This window comes from Roseomonas acroporae, from assembly GCF_023223525.1.
Lineage (GTDB): Bacteria > Pseudomonadota > Alphaproteobacteria > Acetobacterales > Acetobacteraceae > Roseomonas_E > Roseomonas_E acroporae.
In genome coordinates this window covers 54,562-78,692 of record NZ_JALPRX010000001.1, presented here as the reverse complement: position 1 = coordinate 78,692, position 24,131 = coordinate 54,562, and the positions used below count along the sequence as shown (strand labels likewise).

Here is a 24,131-nt window from a genome sequence, read left to right as displayed (position 1 = left end):
GCGCGCGGCACGCGCGCGGCGGCCCGCGCGGCGTGATGCCGGTCCGCGCCGTTGCGGGCCGGGATGGCGCGCCGGTGCGGCGCACGGCCGCTCCGCGCGGGTCGGGGCCGGTGCGGGGTCAGCCCACCCCGAACCAGCCGAGCAGCAAGGCCAGGGTGAGCACCGACACCATGGTGGAGAACAGCACGGTGGAGGCGGAACGGTCGGCGCCCACCGTGTAGCGCCGGGCCAGGATGAAGGCGTTGGCACCCGTGGGCAGCGCCGCCGCCGTGACCACCACCGCCGTCTCCAGCGGCGTCATCTCCGCCAGCCGGCAGAGCAGCAGCGCCAGCGCGGGCATCACCAGCAGCTTCAGCACGCTCGCGACGACGCTGTCGCGCAGCTCCCGCACGCCGCCGAAGCCCACCAGGCTGCCGCCGAGGCAGAACAGCGCCAGCGGCGAGGTGGTGCCGCCCACCCATTCCAGGATGCGGCGCAGCAGGTCGGGCAGCACCAGCCCGAGATGGTGCAGCACGAAGGCCGCCGCCACCGCCACCACCATCGGGTTGCGCAGGACCGAGCGCAGCGTGGCGTACAGGATGCGCGCGACCGAGGCACCGCCGCCCAGCCCCAGTTCCGCCACCGCCGTCGCGACGGGCAGCAGCAGCAGCGCGTGCAGGGCGACGATGCCGAGCAGCAGCGACAGCCCCGCCTGCCCGTAGGCCGCCAGCACGATCGGCACGCCGAGCATCAGCGTGTTGCCGAACACGGCGTTGAGGGCGAAGAGGCCGGCGGCGGTCAGGTCCAGCCCCAGCAGCCGCCGGCCGATCGGCAGCGCCAGCCCGTACACGGCGAAGCAGGCGGCGAAGAACACCACCGCCACCTGCGCCCGCCCCGCCTGGCCGGACATGCCGTTGGCGAAGAGCAGCGCCGGCGAGGCCAGGGTGAAGACGAAGTCGTTGACGCCGCGGAAGCCCTCGGGCGTCAGCCAGCGGAAGCGCGCCGCGACGGCGCCGAGCGCCACCAGCGCGAAGATCGGCGCCACCAGGACCAGCACGCCGGTCATGCCCGATGGCCCTCCCGGGATCTCCTGGCGGCGGGCGGGGTCCCGCCCCTATTCACGCATCAGCGCGCCCACGAAGCCGGGCAGCCAGGGCTGGCGTGCCCGCGCCAGGCGCGCGGCGGCGAGGATGGTGCGTACCGCGACCACGGTCGAATCGAAGTCGCGGTTGACCAGCACGTGGCCGAATTCGTCCCAGTGGACGATCTCGTCGCGCGCGGCCTGCATGCGGCGCTCGATCTCGGCCGGCACGTCCTGCTGGCGCGCCTCCAGCCGCCGGCGCAGCTCGCCGACGCTGGGCGGCAGCAGGAAGATGCCCACCACGTCGTCGCCGAGCGAGGCGCGGAGCTGGCGGTGGCCCTGCCAGTCGATGTCGAACAGCACGTCGCGCCCGGCCTCCAGCGCCGCCAGCACCGGGGCGCGCGGCGTGCCGTAGCGGCGGCCGAAGACGTGGGCATGCTCCAGCAGCTCGTCGCGGCCGATCATCGCCTCGAATTCGGCGTGGCTGCGGAAGTGGTAGTGCACGCCGTCCACCTCGCCGGGGCGCGGGGCGCGGGTGGTGGCGCTGACCGAGAGGGCGATGCTGGGATCGGTGGCGAGCAGGGCGCGGCCGACCGAGGACTTGCCCGCCCCGCTCGGCGCCGCCAGCACGAGGCAGAGGCCGCGCCGGTTCATCACCGAGCCGCCCGTCGCGGCCTGCGGGCCGCCGGAGGGGCCGCCAAAGGGGCCTCCAGAGGGAGCACCGGAGGGGCCGCCGGCGTGAGCGGCGAGGGCGGGACCGGCGAAGGGGCCGGGCGGGGCACCGGTCGCGCCGGCCGCCGCGTGGCCGGAGGCGGCCGGAGGCTCACTCGACATTGGCCGCCTGCTCGCGCAGCCGCTCGATCGCGGCCTTGAGGTCGAGGCCGATCCGGGTCAGCGGGATCGAGGCCGATTTCGAGCAGAGCGTGTTCGCCTCCCGCACGAATTCCTGCGTCAGGAACTCCAGCCTGCGCCCGACCGCCTCGCCCGAGGCGAGCAGCGCGCGCGCGGCGTGGAGGTGCGCGTCGAGCCGGTCCAGCTCCTCGCGCACGTCGGATTTCGTGGCCAGCAGCGCGACTTCCTGCGCCAGCCGCTCCTCGGCCACGCGCCGCTCGCCGCCGAGCAGCGCGGCGAGGGACTCGGCCAGGCGCGCGCGCTGCGCCTCGGGCTGGGTGGCGGCTTCGGCCATCGCGACCGCGCGCAGCGCCGCGATCTCGTCGAGCAGCGTGGTCAGGATGGCATGCAGCCGCGCCCCCTCGGCGCGGCGGGAGGCGAGCAGCCCGTCCAGCGCCGCGAGGAAGCCGGCCTGCACCGCGGCGCGCCGGGATTCGAGCTGGGCCGGGCTCTCCTCGGCGGTCTCGGTGCGGAGGATGCCGGGCAGGGCCAGCAGCGCCTCGGCACGCGGCGGCGGGGCGCCGGGGATGCTGTCCGCGACGTCCAGCGCGAGGCGCAGCGCCTGCGCCAGCGCCGACGGATCGACGACGAGGCGCGGGGCGCGGTCCTCGCGCTTCACCGTCAGCGTCGCCGAGACGTTGCCGCGCTTCAGCCGCGCCTGCGCCGCCTCGCGCAGCGCCGGCTCGACGGCGTCGAGACCGGGCGGCAGGCGCAGGCGGATGTCGAGGCCGCGGCCATTGACGCTGCGCAATTCCCAGGCGAAGGGCAGCCCCTCGGCGCCGTCCGGGCCGCCGGGAATCATCCCGTCCACCCGCGCGAAGCCGGTCATGCTGGACAGGGGCGGGGCGTCGGGGGTCGCGGTGGCCATGGGCCCGGCTTGTCCACCCGACACGGCCGGGATGCAAGGGCCAGCCGGCACGGCCGGGATTTGCCGCCGGCGCGGCCGGGATTCGCCACCCGGCGCAGCCGGGATTCAGAGGAGTGCATGCGCGCCATGCGAGAGACGGAGTCCTGGCCCTGGCGGCACGTGCTGCTGACCGGCGCCTCCTCGGGCCTCGGCCGCGCGCTGGCGGAGGCGCTGGCGGCGCCGGGCGTGACGCTGCACCTCGGCGGCCGCGACGCGGCGCGGCTGGAGGCGACGGCGGCGGCATGCCGCGCCGCCGGGGCCGAGGTGCTGCCGCGCGTGGCCGACGTGCGCGACGCCGATGCGATGGCGGGCTGGGTCGGCGGCGCGGGCCCGCTCGACCTCGTCGTCGCCAATGCCGGCATCTCGGCCGGCACGGGCGGCGCGGTGGAGCCGCCGGGACAGGCGCGGGCGGTGTTCGCGACCAACATCGACGGCGTGCTGAACACGGTGCTGCCGGCCCTGCCGGTGCTGGCGGCGCGGCCGCCGGGGCCGGGCGGGGTGCGCGGGCGGGTGGCGGTGGTGGCCTCGATCGCCGCCTTCGTCGCGGTGCCGGGGGCGCCGGCCTACTGCGCCAGCAAGGCGGCGGTCCAGCGCTGGACGGAGGCGCTGGACGCCACCGAGCGCCGGCGCGGCGTGCGGCTCAGCGCCGTCTGCCCGGGCTACGTGCGGACGCCGATGACGGCGAGGAACGACTTCCCCATGCCGATGCTGATGGAGCCCGGGGAGGCGGCGCGCCGGACGCTGCGCGGCCTCGCCGCCGGGCGGGTGCGGATCGCCTTTCCCCGGCCCCTGTATCTCGGCGCGCGCCTGGTGGGCGGGCTGCCGCCGGCCTGGCGCGCGGCGCTGTTCGCGCGCCTGCCGGCCAAGGCGGCGGACGCGGCGCTGCATGGCTGAGCGGCGGGAAGTCGCGGCTGGGGCGGAGGATGCTGCCGGCGGCGGGACGCTCCCCCTGCCCTCCTCGGGCGCCACGGGAACACGGCAGGCCGCGGGCGGCGGCAGCGCCGGCCGGGCCGATCCCGACGGCGCCCCCTCCGGTGCCGCCGGTCACGGTGCCGAGGGCCGGGCCGGCAGCGCGCGGGACGCCGCGGGCCGGAGCGGCCCGCGGCGTAGCGGCGCGAGCCAGGGTGCCACCCTGGCCGGCATCGGCGCGCTGATGCTGTGGGCGACGCTCGCCCTGCTGGCGCGCGGCGCGGCCGGACTGCCGCCCTTCGAGCTGACGGCGCTGGGCTTCGGCATCGCGGCGGTGCTGGGCCTCGCGGTGGTGGCCCTGCGCGGCCGGCTGCGCGCGCTGCGCCAGCCGCCGCTCGCCTGGCTGCACGGGGTTGGCGGGCTGTTCGGCTACCACGCCCTCTACTTCGCGGCGCTGGCCCTGGCGCCGGCCGTCGAGGCGAACCTGCTGAACTACCTGTGGCCGCTGCTGATCGTGCTGCTCTCGGCGCCGCTGCTCGGGCTGCGCCTCGGGCCGCGCCGGCTGCTCGGCGTGGCGCTGGGGCTGCTCGGCTGCGCGCTGCTGCTGCTCGACAAGGGCGCGGGCGCGGCGGCCGGGCCGGACGCCCCGCTGGGCTTCGCCTGCGCCGCCGCCGCCGCGCTGGTCTGGGCGCTCTACTCGGTGCTGGCGCGACGCCTCGCCGCCGTGCCGACCGAGGCGGTGGCCGGCTTCTGCGCCAGCGCCGCCATCCTGGCCGCGCTCGCGCATCTGGGGTTCGAGCGGAGCGTGGCGCCGACGGCCGGGCAGTGGCTGGCCGTGCTGCTGCTCGGCCTCGGGCCGGTCGGCGCGGCCTTCTTCCTGTGGGATGTCGGCATGAAACGCGGCGACCCGCGCCTGCTCGGCACCCTCGCCTACGCCGTGCCGGTGGCCTCGACGCTGCTGCTGATCCTCGCCGGCGAGGGCGCGTTCGGCGCCTCGGTCGGCATCGCCACCCTGCTCGTGGCGGGCGGCGGGATGCTGGCGGCGACGGCGCGCGACGGCGGGGGGTGAGGCACCGCCTTCGCCGGCCTCCCGGGGAAGGCCTTGCCTTCCCCGGACCCCATCCACCAGGAGGGCGAGGCCCTCCTGGACCTCTTTTCGTCGGGGCCGGGACGCGGCGGCGCGCGGGCCGTCGCCGCCGGCCGGGAACCGCGGCAGGCGATGCGTGTTGTCGCCGCGCCGGATCGTTCCCTGGTCCCGTCAGGAGGTTCGCACCATGCACCGTTCCGCCAAGGTCCTCGCCCTCTGCCTGATGCTCGGCGTCACCGCCCTGCTCGGCGCCTGCAACACCGTCTCCGGTGCCGGCGAGGACGTCTCCGCCGCCGGCCGCGCCGTGACCAACAGCGCCGAGCGCCTGAGGCCCTGAGCCGAGGGCCCTTGAGCCGAGAGCCCCTGCGCCGAGAGCCCCTGGGCGTCAGTCGGCGTAGACGCCCGCCGCCTGGATGATCGGCCGCCAGCGCGCCACCTCGGCGGCCAGGAACTGACGGTGGGCTTCCGGCGTCGCCCGCTCCGGCGCCACCGGCTCGGTCACGAGGTCGGCGAAGCGTTCCACCACCTTGGGGTCGCGCAGCGCCGCCTGCAATGCGCGCGAGAAGCGCTGCACCATGGCAGGCGGCGTGCCGCGGGGCGCGTAGAGGGCGTGCCAGACACTCACCTGAAGCTCCGGCTGGCCCAGTTCCACCACGGTCGGGATGTCGCCGAGGCCCGGGCCGGTCAGGCGGCGCGCCGTGGTGACGGCGTAGGCGCGTATCTGCCGGTCGCGCACCGCCGGCACCAGCCCGGTCGCCTGACCGCAATAGAGGTCGACGCGGCCGGCGATCAGCTCCGTCAGCGCGGGCGCCGTGCCGCGGAACGAGACTTCCGTCACCTTCGCGCCGGCCGCGCGCATCAGCAGCAGCCCGGCGAGCTGGTCGGAGCCGCCGATGCCGGCATTGGCGAGGTTCAGCCTCTCGCCGTCGCGCCGCATCACCGCCAGCAATTCGGGCAGCGTCTCCGCCGGGAAGCCCGGATGCGCGGTGACGAGCACCGGCACCTCGGTCACCAGCCCGATCGGCTCGAAGCTGGTCTGCACGTTGTACGGCAGGCGCCGGTACAGCGTGGCGGCGGTGGCGTGGCCGATGTGATGCATCAGCAGCGTCGCGCCGTCCGGCCGCGCATTGGCGACGCGTGCCGCGCCGATCGTGCCGCCGGCGCCGGTGACGTTCTCCACCACCACCGTCTGGCCGAGATCCCGGCCCATCGCCTCGGCGACGAGGCGCGTCACCGTATCGGTCGGACCGCCGGCGGCGAAGGGCACGACGATGGTGACCGGCCGGTCCGGCACGTCGGCCGCGCCACCCTGCGCGGCGGCCCGGTGGCGCGGCGCCAGGATGCCGGGCACGGCGAGGCCGGTCGTGATGAGCAGCGTGCGGCGTTGCATGGTTCGTTCCCGGACGTTAGAGCATTTTCAAGCTGAGCGTCCTCGCTCAGCGGCTCGGAAAATGCGAAAAATCAAAAGGCTAGAGCCGTTCCGACCTGATACAGTCAGGCTGGATCGGCTCTAGCGCCCAGGATCGGGCAAGGCCGCCCGATTGGGAAGCGCGGCGCGCGGTGCCGTCGGGATGATGGCCGCCGGGATGATGGCCGTCGGCGCGGGAGCAGGCGGTGCCCGGTCGCGTCGTCGGCAGGCAGCTTCCGGACGGTGCCGTGGGGAGGGCAGCCATCGCCCCCACGGGACGGCGCCAGGGCCGATGATCGCACCGGACGACGGGATGGGCGACGGGACGGGTTGCGCGCGCGGGCCGGCTCGCCTGTGATCCCGCCCGGCGCGCGGCCGCGTCCGGGAGCGCCGCGCGGCGGCGGGCCGGATGCCGGGAGGCGGCGCGCGACGGAAGCGAGGTGATCCATGGCCGAGAACGAACCGGGCTTCGTGCTGATCCGCGGCGCGCTGCTGGCGGATGCCACGAGGCGGCGCGCGGCGCCCGCCGAGGTGCTGGTCGAGGACGGCGTGATCCGCGCGGTGGGCGAGCGCGTGGCGGCGCCGGAATCGGCGCGGGTGGTCGAGGCGTCGGGCCTGCTGATGCATCCGGGCCTGGTGAACGCGCACACGCACGGGCATGGCGGCCTCGCGCGCGGCCAGGGCGACCGCTGGACGCTGGAGCTGCTGCTCGCCGCCGGCCCCTGGATCAACGGCGGCCGCGGCGTGCCGGAGAAGAAGCTGACCACGCTGATCTGCGCCGCCGAGATGGTCGCCAAGGGCTGCACCGCCGCCTACGACCTGTTCTACGAATTCCCCCTGCCGAGCCGCGACGGCATGGACGCGGTGGCGGAAGCCTATGCCGAGGTCGGCATGCGCGCCGTGGTCGCGCCGATGGTGGCCGACCGCACCATGTACGAGGCGATCCCGGGGTTGCTGGAGGCCCTGCCCCTGCCGCTGCGCGAGGCGGTGGAGAGGCAGCGCCTCGCCCCCGGCGACGCGACGCTCGCCGCGATCGCCGACATCCTGCGCCACTGGCGCTGGGCGGGACGGGACATCCGCGCGGCGGTGGCGCCCACCATCCCGCTGCACTGCGCCGACGACTTCCTGTGCGGCTGCGCCCGGCTCGCGCGCGAGCACGGCGTGACCCTCCAGAGCCATGTCGGCGAGAGCAAGGTGCAGGCCGTCTCCGGCATGCGCCGCTACGGGCGGACCCTGGTGCAGCATCTCGACCGGCTCGGGCTGGTGGGGCCGGACTTCTCGGTGGCGCACGGCATCTGGCTGGACGACGACGACATCCGGCTGCTGGCCGATCGCGGCGCCTCGGTGGCGCACAACGCGGGCAGCAACATGCGGCTCGGCAACGGCATGTTCCGGCTGCGCCGGATGCTCGACCTCGGCGTGAACGTCGGCCTGGGCACGGACGGGGCGAGCTGCTCGGACAACCAGAACATGTACGAGTCGATGCGCTACGCCTCGATGCTCTCCAAGGTGCAGGGGCCGGACCCGCGGCAATGGGCGAGCGTGGAGGAGGTGCTGGACGCGGCGACGCGCGGCTCGGCGCGGACGCTGGGCTTCGACGACATCGGCGCCATCGCGCCGGGGATGAAGGCCGACATCGTGTTCCTCGACCTCGCCTCCACCTGCTGGATCCCGCACAACTGGACCGCCAACCAGCTCGTCCACGCCGAGGACGGGACCGGCGTGCGCCACGTCATGATCGGCGGCCGCTTCGTGTTCCGGGACGGGAAGCACACGACGATCGACCTCGCGGCGCTGGCGCGCGAGGCGGAGGCGGCGCGCGAGCGGCTGGAGGCCGTGACGGCGGAGCAGCGCTGGCTGTTCGAGGCGCTGGAGCCGGTGGTGGCGAGCTTCTGCCCGGGGCTGGCATCCTCGCCCTACCATCTGCGCCGCTACCTCTGCGACGATCCGGCGGCGGGCTGAGCCGTCCGGCGGGGCCCCGCATCCCGGCGGCCCCGGCGCGGCGTCCGCGCAGCGCGCCGGCGGGCGGCCGGGCCGGATGCCGGCGCAGAACCGGGAGCCTCCCCGCGCGTCTCATGTCGAGGCGACAGTGGAGTGCCCCAGGCATGAGCAAGAGCGAATACGCCAGGCCCGACCCGGCTTCGGTGGCCGATGCCGCGGCGGAAGCCGCCGCGCGCGAGGCGAAGAACCGCGGCCTGCCCGGCAACCATGGCCAGTTCGGCCAGGACATCGAGACCGATGCCGGCGAGACGCTGCAGCCGGTCGACAAGCCCGGGGCCGGGGAGGAGGGAAGGACCGGCCCGCATCAGGTCCAGTCGGGCATGCGTTCCTGACGCCGGCCTGATGCGGGACGGGGCGGGGCGGCCCGCCCTGCCCCGATCCGCTCCGCCCCGGCTGCCCCGCCTTTCCTGCCCGGGGCGCCGTCAGCCCGTCATCACGACCGTGCCTGCGCGAGCAGGAAGCGGTGGATCTCGGTGTTGTCGGCGCCCGGCCCGATGGCGGCCAGGGCGCGGGTCCAGACCTCGCGACAGAGGGCGAGGGATTCCGCCCGCACGCCGGTCTCGGCGGCGATGGCGCCGGCCGTCTCCAGGTCCTTGCGCATCAGGCCGAGCTGGAAGCCGCCGGCATAGGTGCCGGTCAGGATGTGCTGCCGCACCTTGGTCTCGGTGGCGACGTTGCGGCCCGAGGAGGCGTTGAGCACGTCGGCCAGGATGCCGAGGTCGAGGTCGAGCGCCGCGCCCATCTGCAGCGCCTCGGCGGTGGCGAGCAGGCCGGCGGCGTAGACGTAGTTGTTCAGCGCCTTCATCGCGTGCGCCGAACCCACCGCGCCGGTGCGGATGATCGTCTCGCCCATCGCCTCCAGCACCGGGCGGGCGCGGGCGAAGGCGGCATCGTCGCCGCCGGCCATGATCGCCAGCGTGCCGGCCCTGGCCTTCACCACGCTGCCGGAGACCGGCGCGTCGATCAGCGCGGCGCCGCGCGCGGCGGCCTCCTCGGCCAGGGCGCGCGTCTCCCCGGGCACCGAGGAGCCCATGTCGATCACCAGCGTGCCGGGGCGCAGCGCCGCCAGCAGGCCCGGCACGCCGGGACCGCCGCGCATCACGGCGGCGACCACGGGGCTGGAGGGCAGCATCAGCACGATCACGTCGCTGCGCCCGGCCACCTCGGCCGGCGTCGCGGCCTGGTCGAGCGTCCCCGGCGCGGCCGCCTCGCGCAGCGTGGCGAGGCTGGCCGGGTTGGCGTCGTAGGCCACCAGGCGGAAGCCCTTGCCGAGCAGGCAGCGCGCCATGGGCTGCCCCATCATGCCGAGCCCGATGAAGCCGACCGTTTCCGCCCGGGTCTTGTCGCTGGTCATGAACCGAATCCTCCGGCGCCGATCTTTGGCGGGCCGCGGGCATCCGGCAATCCCGTCCTTCGGCGCGCCCCGCCTCCGGCGGCGGGCGGACGGGGAGCATGGGCGGGGCGCGGCGGAGCGGCCGTTCGGCCACGCCGGGATGCGCCGACACCCGTTCGAGGACAAGCGTCCGTGACAGGCGGCAACCCGGCCCCGGCGCGAGGTTTTGCCTCCTCGGGCCGGGAGCGACGTCACCGGCCGCTCGACGCCGCGACATGCAGCGCCCGGCTCCGGCGGGGCATGCCGGCCGGCGGCCCGGCCGGCGACATGGATTGGGATCGCGATCGTCAGCTCGGTTGAAACGATGGCATCTGCCGGTCCAATGTCCGGCAGCGGTCGCAGACCAGGTGGCGGAGGGTGCGGGGGGAAAGGTAGGCCGACATGCATGTTCTGCTGGTCGAGGACGAGGCGCTGTTGCGCGAGACGGTGGCGGGCAGCCTCATCGATGCCGGGATGGACGTGGTCGCCGCGGCCACGGCCGAGGAGGCGCTGGCCGTCATGGCCAATGACGGCCCGCCGCCGGTGGTGGTCACCGACATCGACCTGGGCGCGGGAATGGACGGGCTGACCTTCGCCTGCAAGCTGCGCAGCCTGGAGCCCGATGTGCGGCTGCTGCTGATGACCGGCCGCCCCCAGCGCCTCGCCGGCCGCCCTGTCCTCGCCATGGCAGAGCGGCACCTGTTCAAGCCGTTCCCGGTATCGGACCTGGTGGCGGCGGTCTCGGAGATGCTGCGCGACGGGATGGCGGCACAAGCGAACTGACGCGGGATTCCGGTGGAGCCGTTCGGATCGCGGGGCGCCGCGACCGCCCCAGGCGTTGCTCAGTCCGCCAGTTCCCGCAGCCGCCCCGGCAAGGCGCGGAGGCCGCCGGCACCCCATTCCTCGATGCGGTGGGCGCGGTTCGGCAGGTCGCGCAGCCAGAGACGCAGCTTCGCGATCGGCGTGTCCCGGTACTGGTCCATCCACCAGGGATCGTTGTCGGTGTCCGGGTTGAGACGGTAGTCCACCAGCCCGTCCTCGATGCCCGCCATGGCCCAGTATTCCGAGTCGGCGTTGGGGGCGGAGAGCGGCTCGGCGCTTTCACGCAGATACGAATCGATCACCCGCGCGACGCCGCGGTTGATCCGGTCCTCCAGCCCCTGCCCCTTGCCGCCCAGCGCCTTCACCACGTTGCGCTTGAGGTTGTCGTAGGTCCGGGTCTGGGCCTCCAGATAGGTGCGGGCCTCCGGCCCGTGCAGTCCGGCCATGCCGCGCATGTGCAGGTAGTGGTCGGCGTAGGCCAATTCCTGGTCGCGATGGTTGGTGGTGGGAACGGGTGGCGCGCCGCCGGGCAGAACGAGGCCGCGCCGTGTCTCGATGACGTATTCGAGCGCGCGGGCGCTGACGAGATAGCAGGATCGCCCCTGCCAGGCGTAGTCGTGCGACTTCGCCCAGCGCGTCGCCCGGTCCAGCGCGAGCGTGACGTAGCGCCAAGTCAGGTCGTTCGGGTCGCCCTTCGGCATCGGGCACGGCTCCTCGGCCGGGGCCACCGGATCTTCGGGGGAAGGGCCGGCGGCGGAAAGGGCCGGTGGGAGAAAAAGCCGGGGGAAAAGGACCGGACGCCGCTGGCCGGCGGGCAGTGGACGGCGAGGCTCAGGCGAGCAGGCGGCGTGGCCTGCGGTCGAGGGCCTCGACATCGACCAGCGGCAGGAACATGGCCGGGCCGAAGGCCGCCAGCAGCAGCACGAGGGCCACGGCCTGCGCCGCCAGCTGCCGCGAGACCAAGCCGAGGCCGACGGCCAGGGCCAACAGGACGACACCCAGAAGCATGCTGCAGCCCAGGGGGAAGATCCGCATCGCTTGTCGCTCCGGCTGGTCGGGGGGAGAAGAGCCGTAGCGTGGAGGTGGTTAGGCCGGGGTGTCTGTGCAACACTTCACGGCAAATTGGGGGAACCTTTCCGATTCACGCCGAAATTACCTTTCCGTCCCGCAGGGTGACCACCCGGTCCATGCGCGCGGCGAGGTCCGGGTTGTGGGTCGCGACCAGGGCGGCCACGCCGTTGCCGCGCACCGCCGCCATCAGCTCCCCGAAAACCCGGTCCGAGGTGCCGACGTCGAGGTTCCCGGTGGGCTCGTCGGCCAGCAGGATGCGCGGGGCGTTGGCCAGGGCGCGGGCGATGGCCACGCGCTGCTGCTCGCCGCCCGAGAGCCGCCCGGGGCGATGGTGCTCGCGCCCGGCGAGGCCGAAGGAGGCCAGCAGGGCGCGCGCCCGGTCCCGCGCCGCCGCCTTCGAGGTGCCGGCGGCGAGTTGCGGCAGCAGCACGTTCTCCTCGGCGGTGAACTCGGGCAGCAGGTGGTGGAACTGGTAGACGAAGCCGAGCGAGCGGCGGCGGATCGCGGTGCGGGCATCGTCCGAGAGGCGGCCGGCGGCCTCGCCGGCGACGTACACCTCGCCCGCGTCGGGGCGCTCCAGCAGGCCGGCCAGGTGCAGCAGGGTGGACTTGCCGGTGCCGGAGGGGGCGACCAGCGCCACGATCTCCCCGGCGCGCAGGGTGAGGTCGGCGCCGCGCAGCACGGGCAGCTCGCCCGCCTCGGTGCGGAAGCGGCGCTCCACGGCGGCGAGGCGCAGCGGCGGGGCAGCCTCGGCCAGGCCCGCTTCCAGGACGTGGACCCGATCGGCGTCGCTACTCATTGCGCAGGGCCTCGACGGGATCGGTGCGGGCGGCGCGCCAGGAAGGGTAGAGGGTGGCGAGCAGCGACAGGGCGATGCCCATGCCCACCACCTGCGACACCTCGCGCCAGTTCAGCACCGCCGGGAGCTGGGTGAGGAAGTAGACCTCGGCGTTGAACAGGTTGGTGCCGCTGAGGGATTCGAGGAAGCGGCGGATGTGCTCGATGTTCAGCGTGAACACCACGCCGAGCGCGAAGCCGGCCGCCGTGCCGATGATGCCGACCGAGGCGCCGCAGAGCAGGAAGATGCGCATGATGGCGCCGCGCGTGGCGCCCACCGTGCGCAGGATGGCGATGTCGCGCCCCTTGTCCTTCACCAGCATGATGAGGGAGGAGATGATGTTGAACGCCGCCACGACGATGATGAGCGTCAGGATCAGGAACATCACGTTCCGCTCCACCTGCACCGCGGCGAAGAAGGAGGAGTTGACGTTCTGCCAGTCCACGATGCGCAGCGCCCGGTCGGGGAAGGCGCGGCGGATGGCGAGGCCGGTGTCGCCCACCCGGTCCGGGTCGCGCACGAAGACCTCGATCTGGCTCACCGCGTCGCGGGTCTGGAAATAGGTCTGGGCGGCGGCGAGCGGCAGGAAGACGAAGCCGCTGTCGTACTCGTTCATGCCGATCTCGAACAGCGCCACCACCTCGTAGGAGCGCAGGCGCGGCACGGTGCCGACCACGGTGGCGCGGCCCTGCGGCGAGATCAGCGTCAGCCGGTCGCCGACGCGCAGCCCCATGCGCTGGGCGAGTCGGGTGCCGATCGCCACCACGTCGTCGCCCTCGAAGCGCGAGAGCGAGCCGGCGCGGATGTGGTCGGCGACGATGCGCTTGGCCCGCAGGTCCTCCGGGCGGATGCCGCGGGCGATGCCGCCCGCCGCGCCGCCCGCCTCCGAGGTGAACAGCACCTGCCCCTCGACGATCGGCGTCGCGGCGATGACGTCGGGCAGGGTCCGAATTCGTTCGGCGATCGGGTCGAAGTCGCGCAGCGCCGGGCCCTCGGCGCTGTAGACGCCGAGATGGCCGTTGAGGCCGAGGATGCGGCCGAGCAGCTCCTGCCGGAAGCCGCCCATCACGCTCATCACGATGATCAGCGTCGCGACCCCGAGCGCGATGCCCACCAGCGAGAAGATCGCGATGATGGAGACGAAGCGCTCGCCCTTGCGCGCCCGCAGGTAGCGGAACGCGACCGCGCGCTCGAAGGCCCCGAACATGGCGTGCCCTGCGTCGTCAGCAGCCGGCGACGGGCGGCAGGGTGGGCATGCGCAGCCGGGCGATCGCCTCCTCCACCGGCAGCTCCAGCCGCTCGCCGGTGGCGCGGCGCTTCAGCTCCACCTTGCCGGCGGCGGCGCCGCGCGGGCCGATGATCGCCTGCCAGGGCAGGCCCATCAGGTCGGCATCGGCGAACTTGGCGCCCGGCCGGTCGGCGCGGTCGTCGAGCAGGGCGTCGCGGCCCAGGGCCTCGTAGACCCGTTCGGAGACCGCGTCGCAGGCGGCGTCGCCGGGCTTGAGGTTGAGGATCGAGGCGGCGTAGGGGGCGACGGCGTCCGGCCAGACGATCCCCGCCTCGTCGTGGCTCGCCTCGATGATGGCGCCGACGAGGCGCGAGACGCCGATGCCGTAGGAGCCCATCTCCGGCGTCACCAGCGCCCCGTCCGGCCCCGTGACCTGCAGGCCCATGGGGGCGCTGTACTTGGTGCCGAAGTAGAAGATGTGGCCGATCTCGATGCCGCGCGCCGTCACCTGCGCCTCGGCCGGCACGGCGGCCCAGGCGGCCTCGTCGTGCTTCTCGTCGGTGGCGGCGTAGCGGCTGGTCCAGAAGTCGACGATGGGCGAGAGATCGCCCTGGTAGTCGACCGCCTGGCCCATGACGTCGTAGTCGAGCAGGTCGCGGTGCAGGAAGACCTGGCTCTCGCCGGTCTCGGCCAGGATGATGAATTCGTGGCTGAGGTTGCCGCCGATCGGGCCGGTGTCGGCCACCATCGGGATGGCCTTGAGGCCCATGCGCGCGAAGGTGCGCAGGTAGGCCACGAACATCTGCCGGTAGGAGCGGACCGCGCCCTCCTTGTCGAGGTCGAAGGAGTAGGCGTCCTTCATCAGGAATTCGCGGCCGCGCATCACGCCGAAGCGGGGGCGCACCTCGTCGCGGAACTTCCACTGGATGTGGTAGAGGTTGCGCGGCAGGTCGCGGTAGCTCTTCGCGTAGGCGCGGAAGAGGTCGGTGACCATCTCCTCGTTGGTCGGCCCGTAGAGCATCTCGCGCTCGTGCCGGTCGCGGATGCGCAGCATCTCCTTGCCGTAGTCGTCGTAGCGGCCGGATTCCCGCCACAGCTCGGCGGGCTGGATGGTGGGCATCAGGATCTCCTGCGCCCCGGCCGCGTCCTGCTCCTCGCGCACGATCTGCGTGACCTTCTGCAGCACCCGCCAGCCGAGCGGGAGCCAGGCATACAGGCCGGCCGCCTCCTGCCGGATCATCCCGGCGCGCAGCATCAGCCGGTGCGAGGCGATCTGCGCCTCGGCCGGGGTTTCCTTCAGCGTGGGCAGGAAGGCACGGGAAAGACGCACTGTGTTTCCTTCGGACAAACCGCTGGCCGGACAAACCGCCGGCGGGCGGGCGTTGGGCCAGGCCGGGCGCCGGCGCCGGCGAACGCGGCGCCCGGCGTCGGGCCAGCCATCCGGCCGCACCGGGCGGCAGGCGCGGGCGGGAAGCTAAGGGGCGCGGCAGCACTCCGCCAGGGGGAAGGATGCCCGACCGGCGCAGAGAGGGTGGTCCGTGGCGGGCATGGCCAAGCCGGCACCGGGGGTGGCCCTCGTATGCCGTTCCGGCGATGCCGGGGGCGTCGGGGCAACGCGCCGGCAAGAATATTGCGGCGCACCACGAGTCGGATGCATTCATCTGCGGAATTCGGCGCGTTTCTGCCGGTTTTCGCTTGGCCCGGCGGGTATCGCGGATTAGTGTCCGCGGCACCTGCATACGATCCGAGGCATGCTGCCGAATTCGCGGCATGACAGCAGGCATAAAAAAAGGCCGTGCTCGTTGGAGCACGGCCCAAGTTTAGGGAGGAAACGCCAGTCACACGGCAGAGAGAGGACCAACCCCCTCTCTGAGACGCAGAGTGCGTCCCTGGCCGTGCCGGCTCAACGAAAAATCGGGCAGGAAACGCCTCGAAATTGGCCGTTCAGACGGCCGCTGCATCCAATCCGGGCGATTGCTGCCGACAAGGCGGGCAATCGCCTTTTTCTTGGGCAATCAACCTCACGATTCCGGCATCGCCAGCCAGCCATGGCGGAAGCTCAGCCAGTCGCTGCTGACGATCAGCTCCACGCCGAGCCAGAGGATGACGGTCACCGCGCTGGTGATCAGGATCTTGCGCCCGAGCCCGGGCCGCTCGGGCGTGCCGCGCCAGCCGCCGCTGGCGGCACTGCCCTCCGATTCGGGCCGCGTGCCGATCGGCAGGACGGCGAACAGCACCGTCCACCAGATCAGGAAGAAGACGACGGTGCCGCTGACCCAGCCCATGGCTCAGACCCGGAGCAGATGGACCTCGACCGTGGGCCGCTTGCGCAGGCGGCGGCCCACGGCGCGGCGCAGGGCGCTGCGCACCGCCTCGCGCAGCTGGTCGTCCTCGCGCTTGAGGGCGGCCGGCAGGTCGTTGACGGTGCGGGCCAGCTCGATGGCGATCTGGCCGGGGGCGAGGTCGGCCATGTCGAACAGGCCAGGGGCGGAGACCTGCGGCGTGCCCAGCACCCGGCCGGCGCCGTCCACCGCCACCGAGGCCATCACCACGCCGTTGAGCAGCATCTTCTTGCGCGCCGCCAGCACCCCGCCCTCGACCGGCAGCAGCCGGTCGCCGTCGATGGCGAGGCGGCCGGTGGGGACCCCCTCCACCACCTCCGGCACGCCGGGGGAGAGGCGCAGCACGTCGCCATCCTCGACCAGGACCGGGGCGGCCTGGAGCGACTTGGCCAGCGCGGCGTGCTCGGAGAGGTGCCGCCACTCGCCGTGCACCGGCACGGCGTAGCGCGGCCGCACCAGGGCGTAGAGGCGGCGCAGCTCGTCGCGGGCGGGATGGCCGGAGACGTGGACCATGTGGTCGCTGTCGGTCATCACCTTCGCCCCGGCGCGCGACAGCTCGTCCTGGATGCGCAGGATGGCGCGCTCGTTGCCCGGGATCTGGCGGGAGGAGAAGATCACCGTGTCCCCCTCCCCCAGCGAGATGTGCGGGTGGGTGTCGGCGGCGATGCGGGCCAGGGCGGAGCGGGGCTCGCCCTGGCTGCCGGTGCAGATGATGAGGAGGGAATCGTCGGGCAGGAAGCCCGCCTCCTCCTCCGGCACGAAGGGGCCGACGCCCTGGAGGTAGCCGCATTCGCGCGCCGCCGCCTCGGCGTTGCGCAGCGAGCGGCCGAACAGCGAGACCTGCCGGCCGGCCGCCTCGGCGGCCTTGGCGATGCTCTCGACGCGGGCGAGGTTGGTGGCGAAGCAGGTGACGGCGACGCGGCCGCGCAGGCCGCGGATCAGGCTGGTCAGGCTGCGGCGGACATCGCCCTCGGAGCCGGAATGGCCCTCCACCAGCGCGTTGGTGGAATCGCAGACCATGGCCAGCACGCCCTCGTCGCCGAGGCGGCGGAACGCCTCCTCGTCGGTGGGCAGGCCGATCAGCGGGTCGGGGTCGAGCTTCCAGTCGCCCGTGTGCAGCACCGTGCCGTGGCGGGTGCGCAGCGCCAGCGCCTGCGCCTCGGGCACGGAATGGGCCACGCGGAGGAATTCGAGGTCGAATCCGGGCAGGGTGAAGCGGCCGCCGAGCGGGATGGTGTGCAGCGTCACCTCGCCCAGGATCCCCGCCTCGCCCAGCTTGCGCCGCAGCACCGCCGAGACGAAGGGACTGGCGTAGACCGGGCAGCGGAGCTGCGGCCAGAGATGCGCCACCGCCCCCACATGGTCCTCGTGGGCGTGGGTGATGACGAGGCCGACGAGGCGGCCGCGGCGCTCGGCCAGCCAGGCCGGGTCCGGCACCATCACCTCGATCTCGGGGTTCTCCGGCCCACCGAAGCCGATGCCGCAATCGACGGCGAGCAGGTGCCCGTCGCAGCGGTAGACGTTGAGGTTGAGGCCGATCTCACCGGTGCCGCCCAGGGGGATGAACGCGAAATCGTCCCCGTCTTGCATCAGGGCATCCATGGCGCGTGGCAGTTCGTCAATGTCGGGTATCCGATCGGGTCAGAGTTTGTCAGGAAATCGGGCCTGCGCAAGAACACCTGCTGAAATCGCGGGGCTTTCCCGGTCGGCCTCGGGCCTGATCGGACGGTCTGCCACTGGTTCTCAGACGGAGTCGCGGGCGGTTCTGGCAGAGATGGGGACCGGGTTGCGGTCCGCCAACAGGCGCAGCCCCTCCAGGGTGATGTCGGGGTCGATGCGGCCGATCACGGTGGTGCCCTCGGCGAAGAGCGGGGCGAGGCCGCCGGTCGCGACCACCTGGAGCGGGGCGCCGTACTCGGCGATGGTGCGCGCCACCAGCCCCTCCACCATGCCGACATAGCCCCAGTAGATGCCGGACTGCATGGCGGCGACGGTGTTGCGCCCGATCACCGATTGCGGCCGCCCGATGCCGATCCGGGGCAGCCGGGCCGCCGCCTGGTGCAGCGCCTCGATGGAAAGGTTGATGCCGGGGGCGATCACGCCGCCGAGATAGGAGCCGTCCCGGTCCACCACGTCGAAGGTGGTGGCGGTGCCGAAATCGATCACCACCAGGGGGCCGTGGTAGAGGTGGTGCGCGGCGAGGCCGTTCAGCAGCCGGTCGGCGCCGACATCCTCCGGGTTGTCCACCCGGATCTCGAAGCCCCAGTCGAGCCGGGCGCGGGCCACCAGCGGTTCGCAGTCGAACCATTCGCGGCAGAGGCGGCGCAGGTTGTAGAGCGCGGCCGGGACCACGGTGCCGATGACGCAACGGCCGATCGCGGCCGGCTGCAGCCCGGTGTGCTGGAGCAGGGCGAGCAGCCACACGGCGTACTCGTCGCTGGTGCGGTCGGGCCGCATCGCGATCCGCCAGCGGCCGCGCCATTCCGCGCCATCGTGCACGGCGAAGACGACGTTGGTGTTGCCTGCGTCGATGGCCAGCAGCATGGCTATCCTCCCGGAGCCGCGATCTCCCCGGCCGCCACCTCGCCGGCCGAAAGGGCGAGGAGGCGGCCGGACGCCTCGAGCAGCAGCCTGCCATCGCCGTCGAGGCCGGCAAAGTGGCCGGAACGGATTCCATCCGCCTGGCGCACCGAGATCGCGCTGCCCAGGGGTGGGCCGTGGCGCAGCCAGGCGGCCCGGACCGGGGCGAAGCCCTCGGCGGCTGGAACGCGGCGCCAGCGGTCCAGCATCGCCAGGAGGCGGGGGGCGAAGGCTTCCGGCGCGGGCGGCGCGATCCCGGCGGCGGCGAGGCTGGTGACGGGCCGGTCCGGCAATGGCGGCGCGTCGGCGAGGTTGACCCCGAAGCCGAGATTGAGCCAGGCGAGCCGCCCTTCCGGGCCGGCGCTGCTCTCGACCAGGATGCCGGCCAGCTTGGCACCGCCGAGCAGCAGGTCGTTCGGCCACTTCAGGCGCAGCCGGGACGGATCGGGCAGCAACGGGAGGACGGCATCGACCAGGGCGACGCCGGCGAGCAGCGACCATTGCGGCGCCTCGCGCAGCATCGTCTCGGGGCGCAGCAGCACGCTGAGGAACAGGTTGCCCTCGATGCCCACCCAGGAACGGCCCTGCCGGCCCCGGCCGGCGGTCTGCCGGCGGGCCAGCACGGCCAGCCCCTCCGCCTCCCCCCCGGCGGCGCGCGCCGCGATCAGGTCGGCGGTGCTGGGCAGCGAATCGTGCAATTCCAGCCGCCAGTCGGGAGGCGGCCGCAGCGGGGTGGCCCCCGGGGAGGACGGCGCGGCCGTCACCCCATCAGCGCCGCCACCGCCACCTGCACCGCCGCGAGCACCGGGGCGGGGAACAGGAAGAACAGGATGTTGAGGATGCCCGCTCCCGCCATCACCATGGAGAGGCTGGCCGGACGCGCGTCCAGCGCCCCTGCCGGCGCGTCGAAGTACATCACCTTGATGATGCGCAGGTAGTAGTAGGCGGAGACGACGCTGGTCAGCACGCCGATCACGGCCAGCCACCAGACACCGCCCTGCACCGCCGCCAGGAAGACGTAGAGCTTGCCGAAGAAGCCGGCGAGCGGCGGGATGCCGGCCATCGAGAACATGAACACGGCCATCCAGAAGGCCATGGCCGGGTCGGTGCGGCCGACGCCGGCGAGGTCGTCGATCCGCTCGACGGTGCGGCCGCCGCGGCGCATGGCGACCAGCACGGCGAAGGTGCCGGCGTTCATGAACAGGTAGATCGCCATGTAGAGCAGCGTGCCGTGCAGCCCGACGCGGGAGTGCATGGCGATGCCCATCATCGCGTAGCCGATATGGCCGATCGAGGAGTAGGCCATCAGGCGCTTGATGTTGCGCTGGCCGATCGCGGCGAAGGCGCCGAGGATCATCGAGGCGGCGGAGAGCAGCACCAGGATCTGGTGCCACTGCGCGGCGAGGTCGCCGAAGGGCCCCATCAGCACGCGCACCAGCAGCGCGATGGCGGCGAGCTTGGGCGCGGAGGCGAAGAAGGCGGTGACCGGCGTCGGCGCGCCCTCGTACACGTCCGGCGTCCACATGTGGAAGGGGACGGCCGAGATCTTGAAGGCGAGGCCGGCGACGATGAACACCATGCCGAGCACGACGCCGGTGGGGGCGCTCTCGGGCGCGTTCAGCGCCTCGGCGAGGCGGGTGAAGTTGGTGGTGCCGGCGAAGCCGTAGACCAGCGTGGTGCCGTAGAGCAGCAGGCCGGAGGCGAGCGCACCGAGCACGAAGTACTTGAGGCCGGCCTCGGCGGAACGCCCGGAATCGCGGTTGAAGGCGGCGACCACGTAGAGGGAGAGCGAGAGCAGCTCCAGCCCGAGATAGAGCGACATCAGATCGTTGGCCGAGACCATGATCATCATGCCGACGGTGGCGAAGAGGAGCAGGACCGGGAACTCGAACTTCGCGAGCCCTTCCCTCTCGTTGAAGTCGAGGGCGAGGACGAGGCCGAGCGCGGCCGCGACCAGCACCAGCAGCTTCATGAAGCGGCCGAAGGCGTCGGCGACGTACTGGCCGCCGAAGGCGATGCCGTCCTCCTGCCCGAGCAGCAGCACGCCGGCCAGCAGCAGCGCGCCGATCACCAGCATCGAGACGATCTGGTTCATGTTGGCGCGCGGGATCACGCCCACGAGCAGGATGGCGAGGCCGGCGCAGGCGAGCACCAGCTCCGGCATGGCGAGCGTCCAGTTCATGGCGCGATCCCCGCGAGGCGCGGCAGGCTGAGGGCGGCCTCGTGGCGCTGGATCAGCGCGGCGACGCTCACCTCGAAGAAGGAGAGGAAGGACTGCGGATAGACGCCCATCCACAGCGTCAGCAGGATCAGCGGCGCGAAGACGGCGTATTCGCGCGGGCTGAGGTCGAGCAGCGCCCGCAGGTCGTCGCGGGTGATGCGGCCGAAGATCACGCGGCGGTACAGCCAGAGCATGTAGCAGGCGCCGAGGATCATGCCGAGCGCCGCGCCGAAGGCGAGCCAGGGGCTGGCGTGCCAGGCGCCGACGATCACCAGGAACTCACCGACGAAGCCGGCGGTGCCGGGCAGGCCGATGCTGGCCATGGTGAACAGCATGAAGACCAGCGCGTAGGAGGGCATGATCTTGGCGACGCCGCCGTAACGGGCGATCTCGCGGCTGTGGACGCGGTCGTAGAGCACGCCGACGCAGAGGAACAGCGCGCCGGAGACGACGCCGTGGCTCAGCATCTGGAAGATCGAGCCGGCGAGGCCCTGCTGGTTGAAGGTGAAGAGGCCGATCGTGACGATGCCCATGTGGGCGACCGAGGAATAGGCGATCAGCTTCTTCATGTCCTCCTGCGCCAGCGCCACCAGCGAGGTGTAGACGACGGCGATCACCGAGAGGGCGAAGATCAGCGGCGCGAACTCGGCGCTGGCGTTGGGCAGCAGCGGCAGGGAGAAGCGGAGGAAGCCGTACCCGCCCATCTTCAGCAGCACGCCGGCCAGGATCACCGAGCCCGCCGTCGGCGCCTCGACGTGTGCGTCGGGCAGCCAGGTGTGGACCGGCCACATCGGCACCTTCACCGCGAAGCTGGCGAGGAAGGCGAAGAAGATCCAGGCCTGCCAGGAGGTCGGCAGCGCGGGCTGGGCGAAGAGGGTCGGGATGTCGGTGGTGCCGAAGCGGTACCAGATGGCGAGGATCGCCAGCAGCATCAGCACCGAGCCGAGCAGCGTGTAGAGGAAGAACTTGAACGCCGCGTAGACCCGGCGCGGCCCGCCCCAGACGCCGATGATGAGGAACATCGGGATCAGGACGGCCTCGAAGAAGATGTAGAACAGGATGAAGTCGAGCGCGCAGAACATGCCGACCATCATGGTCTCGAGGACCAGGAAGGCGATCATGTAGTCGCGCACGCGGGTCTGCACCGACTCCCAGGAGGCGAGGATGCAGAGCGGCGTCAGCAGGGTGGAGAGCAGGACGAAGAGGACGGACATGCCGTCCACGCCCATGTGGTAGCCGACGCCGAATTCCGGGAGCCAGTCGATCTGCTCGACGAACTGGAAGTCGGCGGTCGAGGTGTCGAAGCGGAACCAGAGGATCAGGCTGAGGGCGAAGACCAGCAGGCTGGTCCAGAGCGCCGTCCAGCGCGCATTGGCCGCGACGGTGGCGTCGTCGCCGCGCACCGACATGATGAACACCGCCCCCGCCAGCGGCAGGAAGGTGAGCAGCGAGAGCAGCGGGAAGCCGGCGGCGTTCATCGGATGCGCCCGATCAGGAACAGGGAGACGAGGATGACGAGGCCGATCAGCATCGCGAAGGCGTAGCTGGCGACGCGGCCGCTCTGCAGCCGCACCAGCCCGCGCGAGGCGTCGACCGAGAGCGCCGCGGCGCCGTTCGGCACGCCGTCGATGATGCGCGCATCGCCGACCTTCCAGAGGAACATGGCGAGCCGACGGGTCGGGCGGACGAAGATCGCGTCGTACAGCTCGTCGAAGTACCACTTGTTCAGCAGGAACAGGTAGAGGCCGCGGAAGCTGCGGGCGAGGCGACCGGGCACCTCCGGGAAGAACATGTAGAGCGCGTAGGCGAGCGCGATGCCGGCGACGCCGACGACGGTGGGCAGCAGGCCCACCCATTCCGGCGTCTCGTGCGCCGCGTGCATGATGTGGTTGTGCTCGCCGTTGACGATGGCGCCGTTCCAGAACTCCTGCCAGTGGTGGCCGATGAAGAGCGGCGCGAACAGGTAGCCGGTCAGGATGGCGCCGGCCGCGAGCAGCAGCAGCGGGATCAGCATCACCAGCGGGCTCTCGTGCACGTGCTCCATCGTGTGATGGTCCGCGCGCGGGGTGCCGTGGAAGGTGAGGATGATGAGGCGCCAGGAGTAGAAGGCGGTCAGGAAGGCCGCCACGATGCCGCAGGCGAAGGCGTACATGCCGGCGCCGCTGTGCGCGGCGTAGGCGGCCTCCAGCACGAAGTCCTTCGAGTAGTAGCCGGCGAAGAAGGGCACGCCGGCCAGGGCTAGGCTGCCGATCCACATCACCGCGTAGGTGACGGGGATCTTCGTCCAGATGCCGCCCATGCGGCGGATGTCCTGCTCGTCCGACATGGCGTGGATGACGGAGCCCGCGCCGAGGAAGAGCAGCGCCTTGAAGAAGGCGTGGGTGAAGAGGTGGAACACCGCGCCCTGGTAGGCCCCGACCCCGACCGCGAAGAACATGTAGCCGAGCTGCGAGCAGGTCGAGTAGGCGATGACGCGCTTGATGTCGTTCTGCACGCAACCGATCGTCGCGGCGAACAGGGCGGTGGTGGCGCCGACGATCGTCACGACGGTCAGCGCGACCGGGGCGTACTCCATCAGCGGCGACATGCGCGCCATCAGGAACACGCCGGCGGTGACCATGGTGGCGGCGTGGATCAGCGCGGAGACGGGGGTCGGGCCCTCCATCGCGTCCGGCAGCCAGACATGCAGGCCGATCTGCGCCGACTTGCCGCAGGCACCGAGGAAGAGCAGCACGCCGATCAGCTCGAGCGAGCGGATGCCCATGAAGGTATCGTTGGCGTGCTGCGGCACGGCGGCGAAGATCGCCGGGAATTCGACCGTGCCGAAGGTCCAGAAGGTCAGCGCGACGCCGAGGGTGAAGAACAGGTCGCCGACGCGGTTGACGATGAAGGCCTTCATCGCGGCGCGGTTGGCGCTCTCGCGCTCGTACCAGTAGCCGATCAGCAGGTAGCTCGCGAGGCCCACGCCCTCCCAGCCGAAGAAGAGCTGCACGAGGTTGTCCGCCGTCACCAGCATCAGCATCATGAAGGTGAAGAGCGACAGGTAGGCGAAGAAGCGCGGGATGGTGGCGTCGTGGCTCATATAGCCGACGCTGTAGAGGTGGATCAGCGTCGAGATGCAGGTGACCATCGCCACCATCATCACCGAGAGCGTGTCGTAGCGGAGCGCCCAGGAGAATTCCAGGCTGCCCACGTCCATCCAGGTGACGATGGGGACCGTGGTGGGCGCGTGGCCCATCGCGACCTGCGCGAAGGCCGAGACGCCGCAGATGGCGGCGAGCACCATGCAGGCCACGGTGATCCACTGGCTGACCTTGTCGCCCAGCCAGCGGCCGAAGAAGCCTGCCAGGGTCGCCCCCAGCAGCGGGAAGAAGACGGCGCCGACGAACATGCC

Annotated in this window: 23 protein-coding genes; 6 read left to right on the top strand and 17 right to left on the bottom strand. The window is 72.6% G+C overall.

Features of this window, described 5'->3' with window-relative positions; genetic code table 11:
• Positions 1 to 118: 118 nt before the first annotated feature.
• From M0638_RS00395 to M0638_RS00385, 3 genes are all read right to left on the bottom strand, one after another.
• Positions 119 to 1,045, bottom strand: a complete 927-nt coding sequence (locus tag M0638_RS00395) for an AEC family transporter (protein WP_248664955.1) — start codon at positions 1,043 to 1,045, stop codon at positions 119 to 121.
• A 48-nt stretch (positions 1,046 to 1,093) separates the two neighbouring features.
• Positions 1,094 to 1,714 (bottom strand): guanylate kinase, encoded by a 621-nt coding sequence (gene gmk, locus M0638_RS00390; protein WP_248664954.1) that lies wholly within the window; start codon positions 1,712 to 1,714, stop codon positions 1,094 to 1,096.
• Positions 1,715 to 1,883: 169 nt separating this feature from the next.
• Positions 1,884 to 2,819 (bottom strand): YicC/YloC family endoribonuclease, encoded by a 936-nt coding sequence (locus tag M0638_RS00385; RefSeq protein WP_282571749.1) that lies wholly within the window; start codon positions 2,817 to 2,819, stop codon positions 1,884 to 1,886.
• Positions 2,820 to 2,945: 126 nt separating this feature from the next.
• On the opposite strand from M0638_RS00385, the gene M0638_RS00380 reads away from it, so the two are divergent.
• The 3 genes from M0638_RS00380 to M0638_RS00370 all read left to right on the top strand — a co-directional run bounded on the left by M0638_RS00380 (position 2,946) and on the right by M0638_RS00370 (position 5,191).
• Complete coding sequence (locus M0638_RS00380; RefSeq protein ID WP_248664953.1) at positions 2,946 to 3,752, top strand: SDR family NAD(P)-dependent oxidoreductase; 807 nt, start codon at positions 2,946 to 2,948, stop codon at positions 3,750 to 3,752.
• Positions 3,745 to 4,836, top strand: coding sequence for an aromatic amino acid exporter YddG (gene yddG / locus M0638_RS00375; RefSeq protein WP_456316018.1), 1,092 nt, complete (start codon positions 3,745 to 3,747; stop codon positions 4,834 to 4,836). The genes M0638_RS00380 and yddG overlap by 8 nt, the downstream gene beginning before the upstream one ends.
• A 205-nt stretch (positions 4,837 to 5,041) precedes the next feature.
• Positions 5,042 to 5,191: an entericidin A/B family lipoprotein gene (locus M0638_RS00370; protein WP_248664951.1), complete on the top strand. Its 150-nt coding sequence runs from the start codon at positions 5,042 to 5,044 to the stop codon at positions 5,189 to 5,191.
• 48 nt (positions 5,192 to 5,239) lie between these two features.
• On the opposite strand, the gene M0638_RS00365 is transcribed toward M0638_RS00370, so the two are convergent.
• Entirely contained in the window at positions 5,240 to 6,244 is a 1,005-nt protein-coding gene (locus M0638_RS00365) for a tripartite tricarboxylate transporter substrate-binding protein (RefSeq protein ID WP_248664950.1), read from the bottom strand.
• Between the two features lie 465 nt (positions 6,245 to 6,709).
• On the opposite strand from M0638_RS00365, the gene M0638_RS00360 reads away from it, so the two are divergent.
• Together M0638_RS00360 and M0638_RS00355 are read left to right on the top strand one after the other, a co-directional pair.
• Positions 6,710 to 8,224: an amidohydrolase family protein gene (locus tag M0638_RS00360; RefSeq protein ID WP_248664949.1), complete on the top strand. Its 1,515-nt coding sequence runs from the start codon at positions 6,710 to 6,712 to the stop codon at positions 8,222 to 8,224.
• A 143-nt stretch (positions 8,225 to 8,367) separates the two neighbouring features.
• Positions 8,368 to 8,595, top strand: a complete 228-nt coding sequence (locus M0638_RS00355) for a hypothetical protein (RefSeq protein ID WP_248664948.1) — start codon at positions 8,368 to 8,370, stop codon at positions 8,593 to 8,595.
• 101 nt (positions 8,596 to 8,696) lie between these two features.
• On the opposite strand, the gene M0638_RS00350 is transcribed toward M0638_RS00355, so the two are convergent.
• Complete coding sequence (locus M0638_RS00350) at positions 8,697 to 9,617, bottom strand: NAD(P)-dependent oxidoreductase (protein ID WP_248664947.1); 921 nt, start codon at positions 9,615 to 9,617, stop codon at positions 8,697 to 8,699.
• 420 nt (positions 9,618 to 10,037) lie between these two features.
• Here M0638_RS00350 and M0638_RS00345 point away from each other — a divergent pair, with 420 nt between their 5' ends.
• On the top strand, positions 10,038 to 10,418 hold the full coding sequence (locus tag M0638_RS00345) for a response regulator (protein ID WP_248664946.1): 381 nt from the start codon (positions 10,038 to 10,040) through the stop codon (positions 10,416 to 10,418).
• 59 nt (positions 10,419 to 10,477) lie between these two features.
• Here the strand turns inward: M0638_RS00345 and M0638_RS00340 are convergent, their stop codons facing one another.
• From M0638_RS00340 to nuoL, 12 genes are all read right to left on the bottom strand, one after another.
• The gene (locus M0638_RS00340) at positions 10,478 to 11,158 is read right to left on the bottom strand and encodes a hypothetical protein (RefSeq protein WP_248664945.1); all 681 of its coding nucleotides are present in this window, start codon (positions 11,156 to 11,158) and stop codon (positions 10,478 to 10,480) included.
• Positions 11,159 to 11,288: 130 nt separating this feature from the next.
• On the bottom strand, positions 11,289 to 11,492 hold the full coding sequence (locus tag M0638_RS00335) for a hypothetical protein (protein WP_248664944.1): 204 nt from the start codon (positions 11,490 to 11,492) through the stop codon (positions 11,289 to 11,291).
• A 106-nt stretch (positions 11,493 to 11,598) separates the two neighbouring features.
• Positions 11,599 to 12,327 (bottom strand): ABC transporter ATP-binding protein, encoded by a 729-nt coding sequence (locus tag M0638_RS00330; protein WP_408902661.1) that lies wholly within the window; start codon positions 12,325 to 12,327, stop codon positions 11,599 to 11,601.
• Positions 12,320 to 13,573 (bottom strand): lipoprotein-releasing ABC transporter permease subunit, encoded by a 1,254-nt coding sequence (locus tag M0638_RS00325; protein ID WP_248664943.1) that lies wholly within the window; start codon positions 13,571 to 13,573, stop codon positions 12,320 to 12,322. The genes M0638_RS00330 and M0638_RS00325 overlap by 8 nt, the downstream gene beginning before the upstream one ends.
• 16 nt (positions 13,574 to 13,589) lie before the next feature.
• On the bottom strand, positions 13,590 to 14,924 hold the full coding sequence (gene proS / locus M0638_RS00320) for a proline--tRNA ligase (RefSeq protein ID WP_248664942.1): 1,335 nt from the start codon (positions 14,922 to 14,924) through the stop codon (positions 13,590 to 13,592).
• 691 nt (positions 14,925 to 15,615) lie between these two features.
• Complete coding sequence (locus tag M0638_RS00315; RefSeq protein WP_248664941.1) at positions 15,616 to 15,879, bottom strand: DUF1467 family protein; 264 nt, start codon at positions 15,877 to 15,879, stop codon at positions 15,616 to 15,618.
• A gap of 3 nt (positions 15,880 to 15,882) precedes the next feature.
• Complete coding sequence (locus M0638_RS00310) at positions 15,883 to 17,526, bottom strand: ribonuclease J (RefSeq protein WP_248664940.1); 1,644 nt, start codon at positions 17,524 to 17,526, stop codon at positions 15,883 to 15,885.
• A gap of 153 nt (positions 17,527 to 17,679) precedes the next feature.
• Positions 17,680 to 18,480, bottom strand: coding sequence for a type III pantothenate kinase (locus M0638_RS00305; protein WP_248664939.1), 801 nt, complete (start codon positions 18,478 to 18,480; stop codon positions 17,680 to 17,682).
• A gap of 2 nt (positions 18,481 to 18,482) precedes the next feature.
• A complete protein-coding gene (locus M0638_RS00300; protein WP_248664938.1) occupies positions 18,483 to 19,280 on the bottom strand; it encodes a biotin--[acetyl-CoA-carboxylase] ligase in 798 nt (265 codons plus the stop codon).
• The gene (gene nuoN, locus M0638_RS00295; protein WP_248664937.1) at positions 19,277 to 20,698 is read right to left on the bottom strand and encodes an NADH-quinone oxidoreductase subunit NuoN; all 1,422 of its coding nucleotides are present in this window, start codon (positions 20,696 to 20,698) and stop codon (positions 19,277 to 19,279) included. The genes M0638_RS00300 and nuoN overlap by 4 nt, the downstream gene beginning before the upstream one ends.
• The gene (locus M0638_RS00290) at positions 20,695 to 22,215 is read right to left on the bottom strand and encodes an NADH-quinone oxidoreductase subunit M (RefSeq protein ID WP_248664936.1); all 1,521 of its coding nucleotides are present in this window, start codon (positions 22,213 to 22,215) and stop codon (positions 20,695 to 20,697) included. The genes nuoN and M0638_RS00290 overlap by 4 nt, the downstream gene beginning before the upstream one ends.
• A complete protein-coding gene (gene nuoL, locus M0638_RS00285) occupies positions 22,212 to 24,128 on the bottom strand; it encodes an NADH-quinone oxidoreductase subunit L (RefSeq protein ID WP_248664935.1) in 1,917 nt (638 codons plus the stop codon). Before nuoL ends, M0638_RS00290 begins: the two co-directional genes overlap by 4 nt.
• Positions 24,129 to 24,131: the final 3 nt, after the last annotated feature.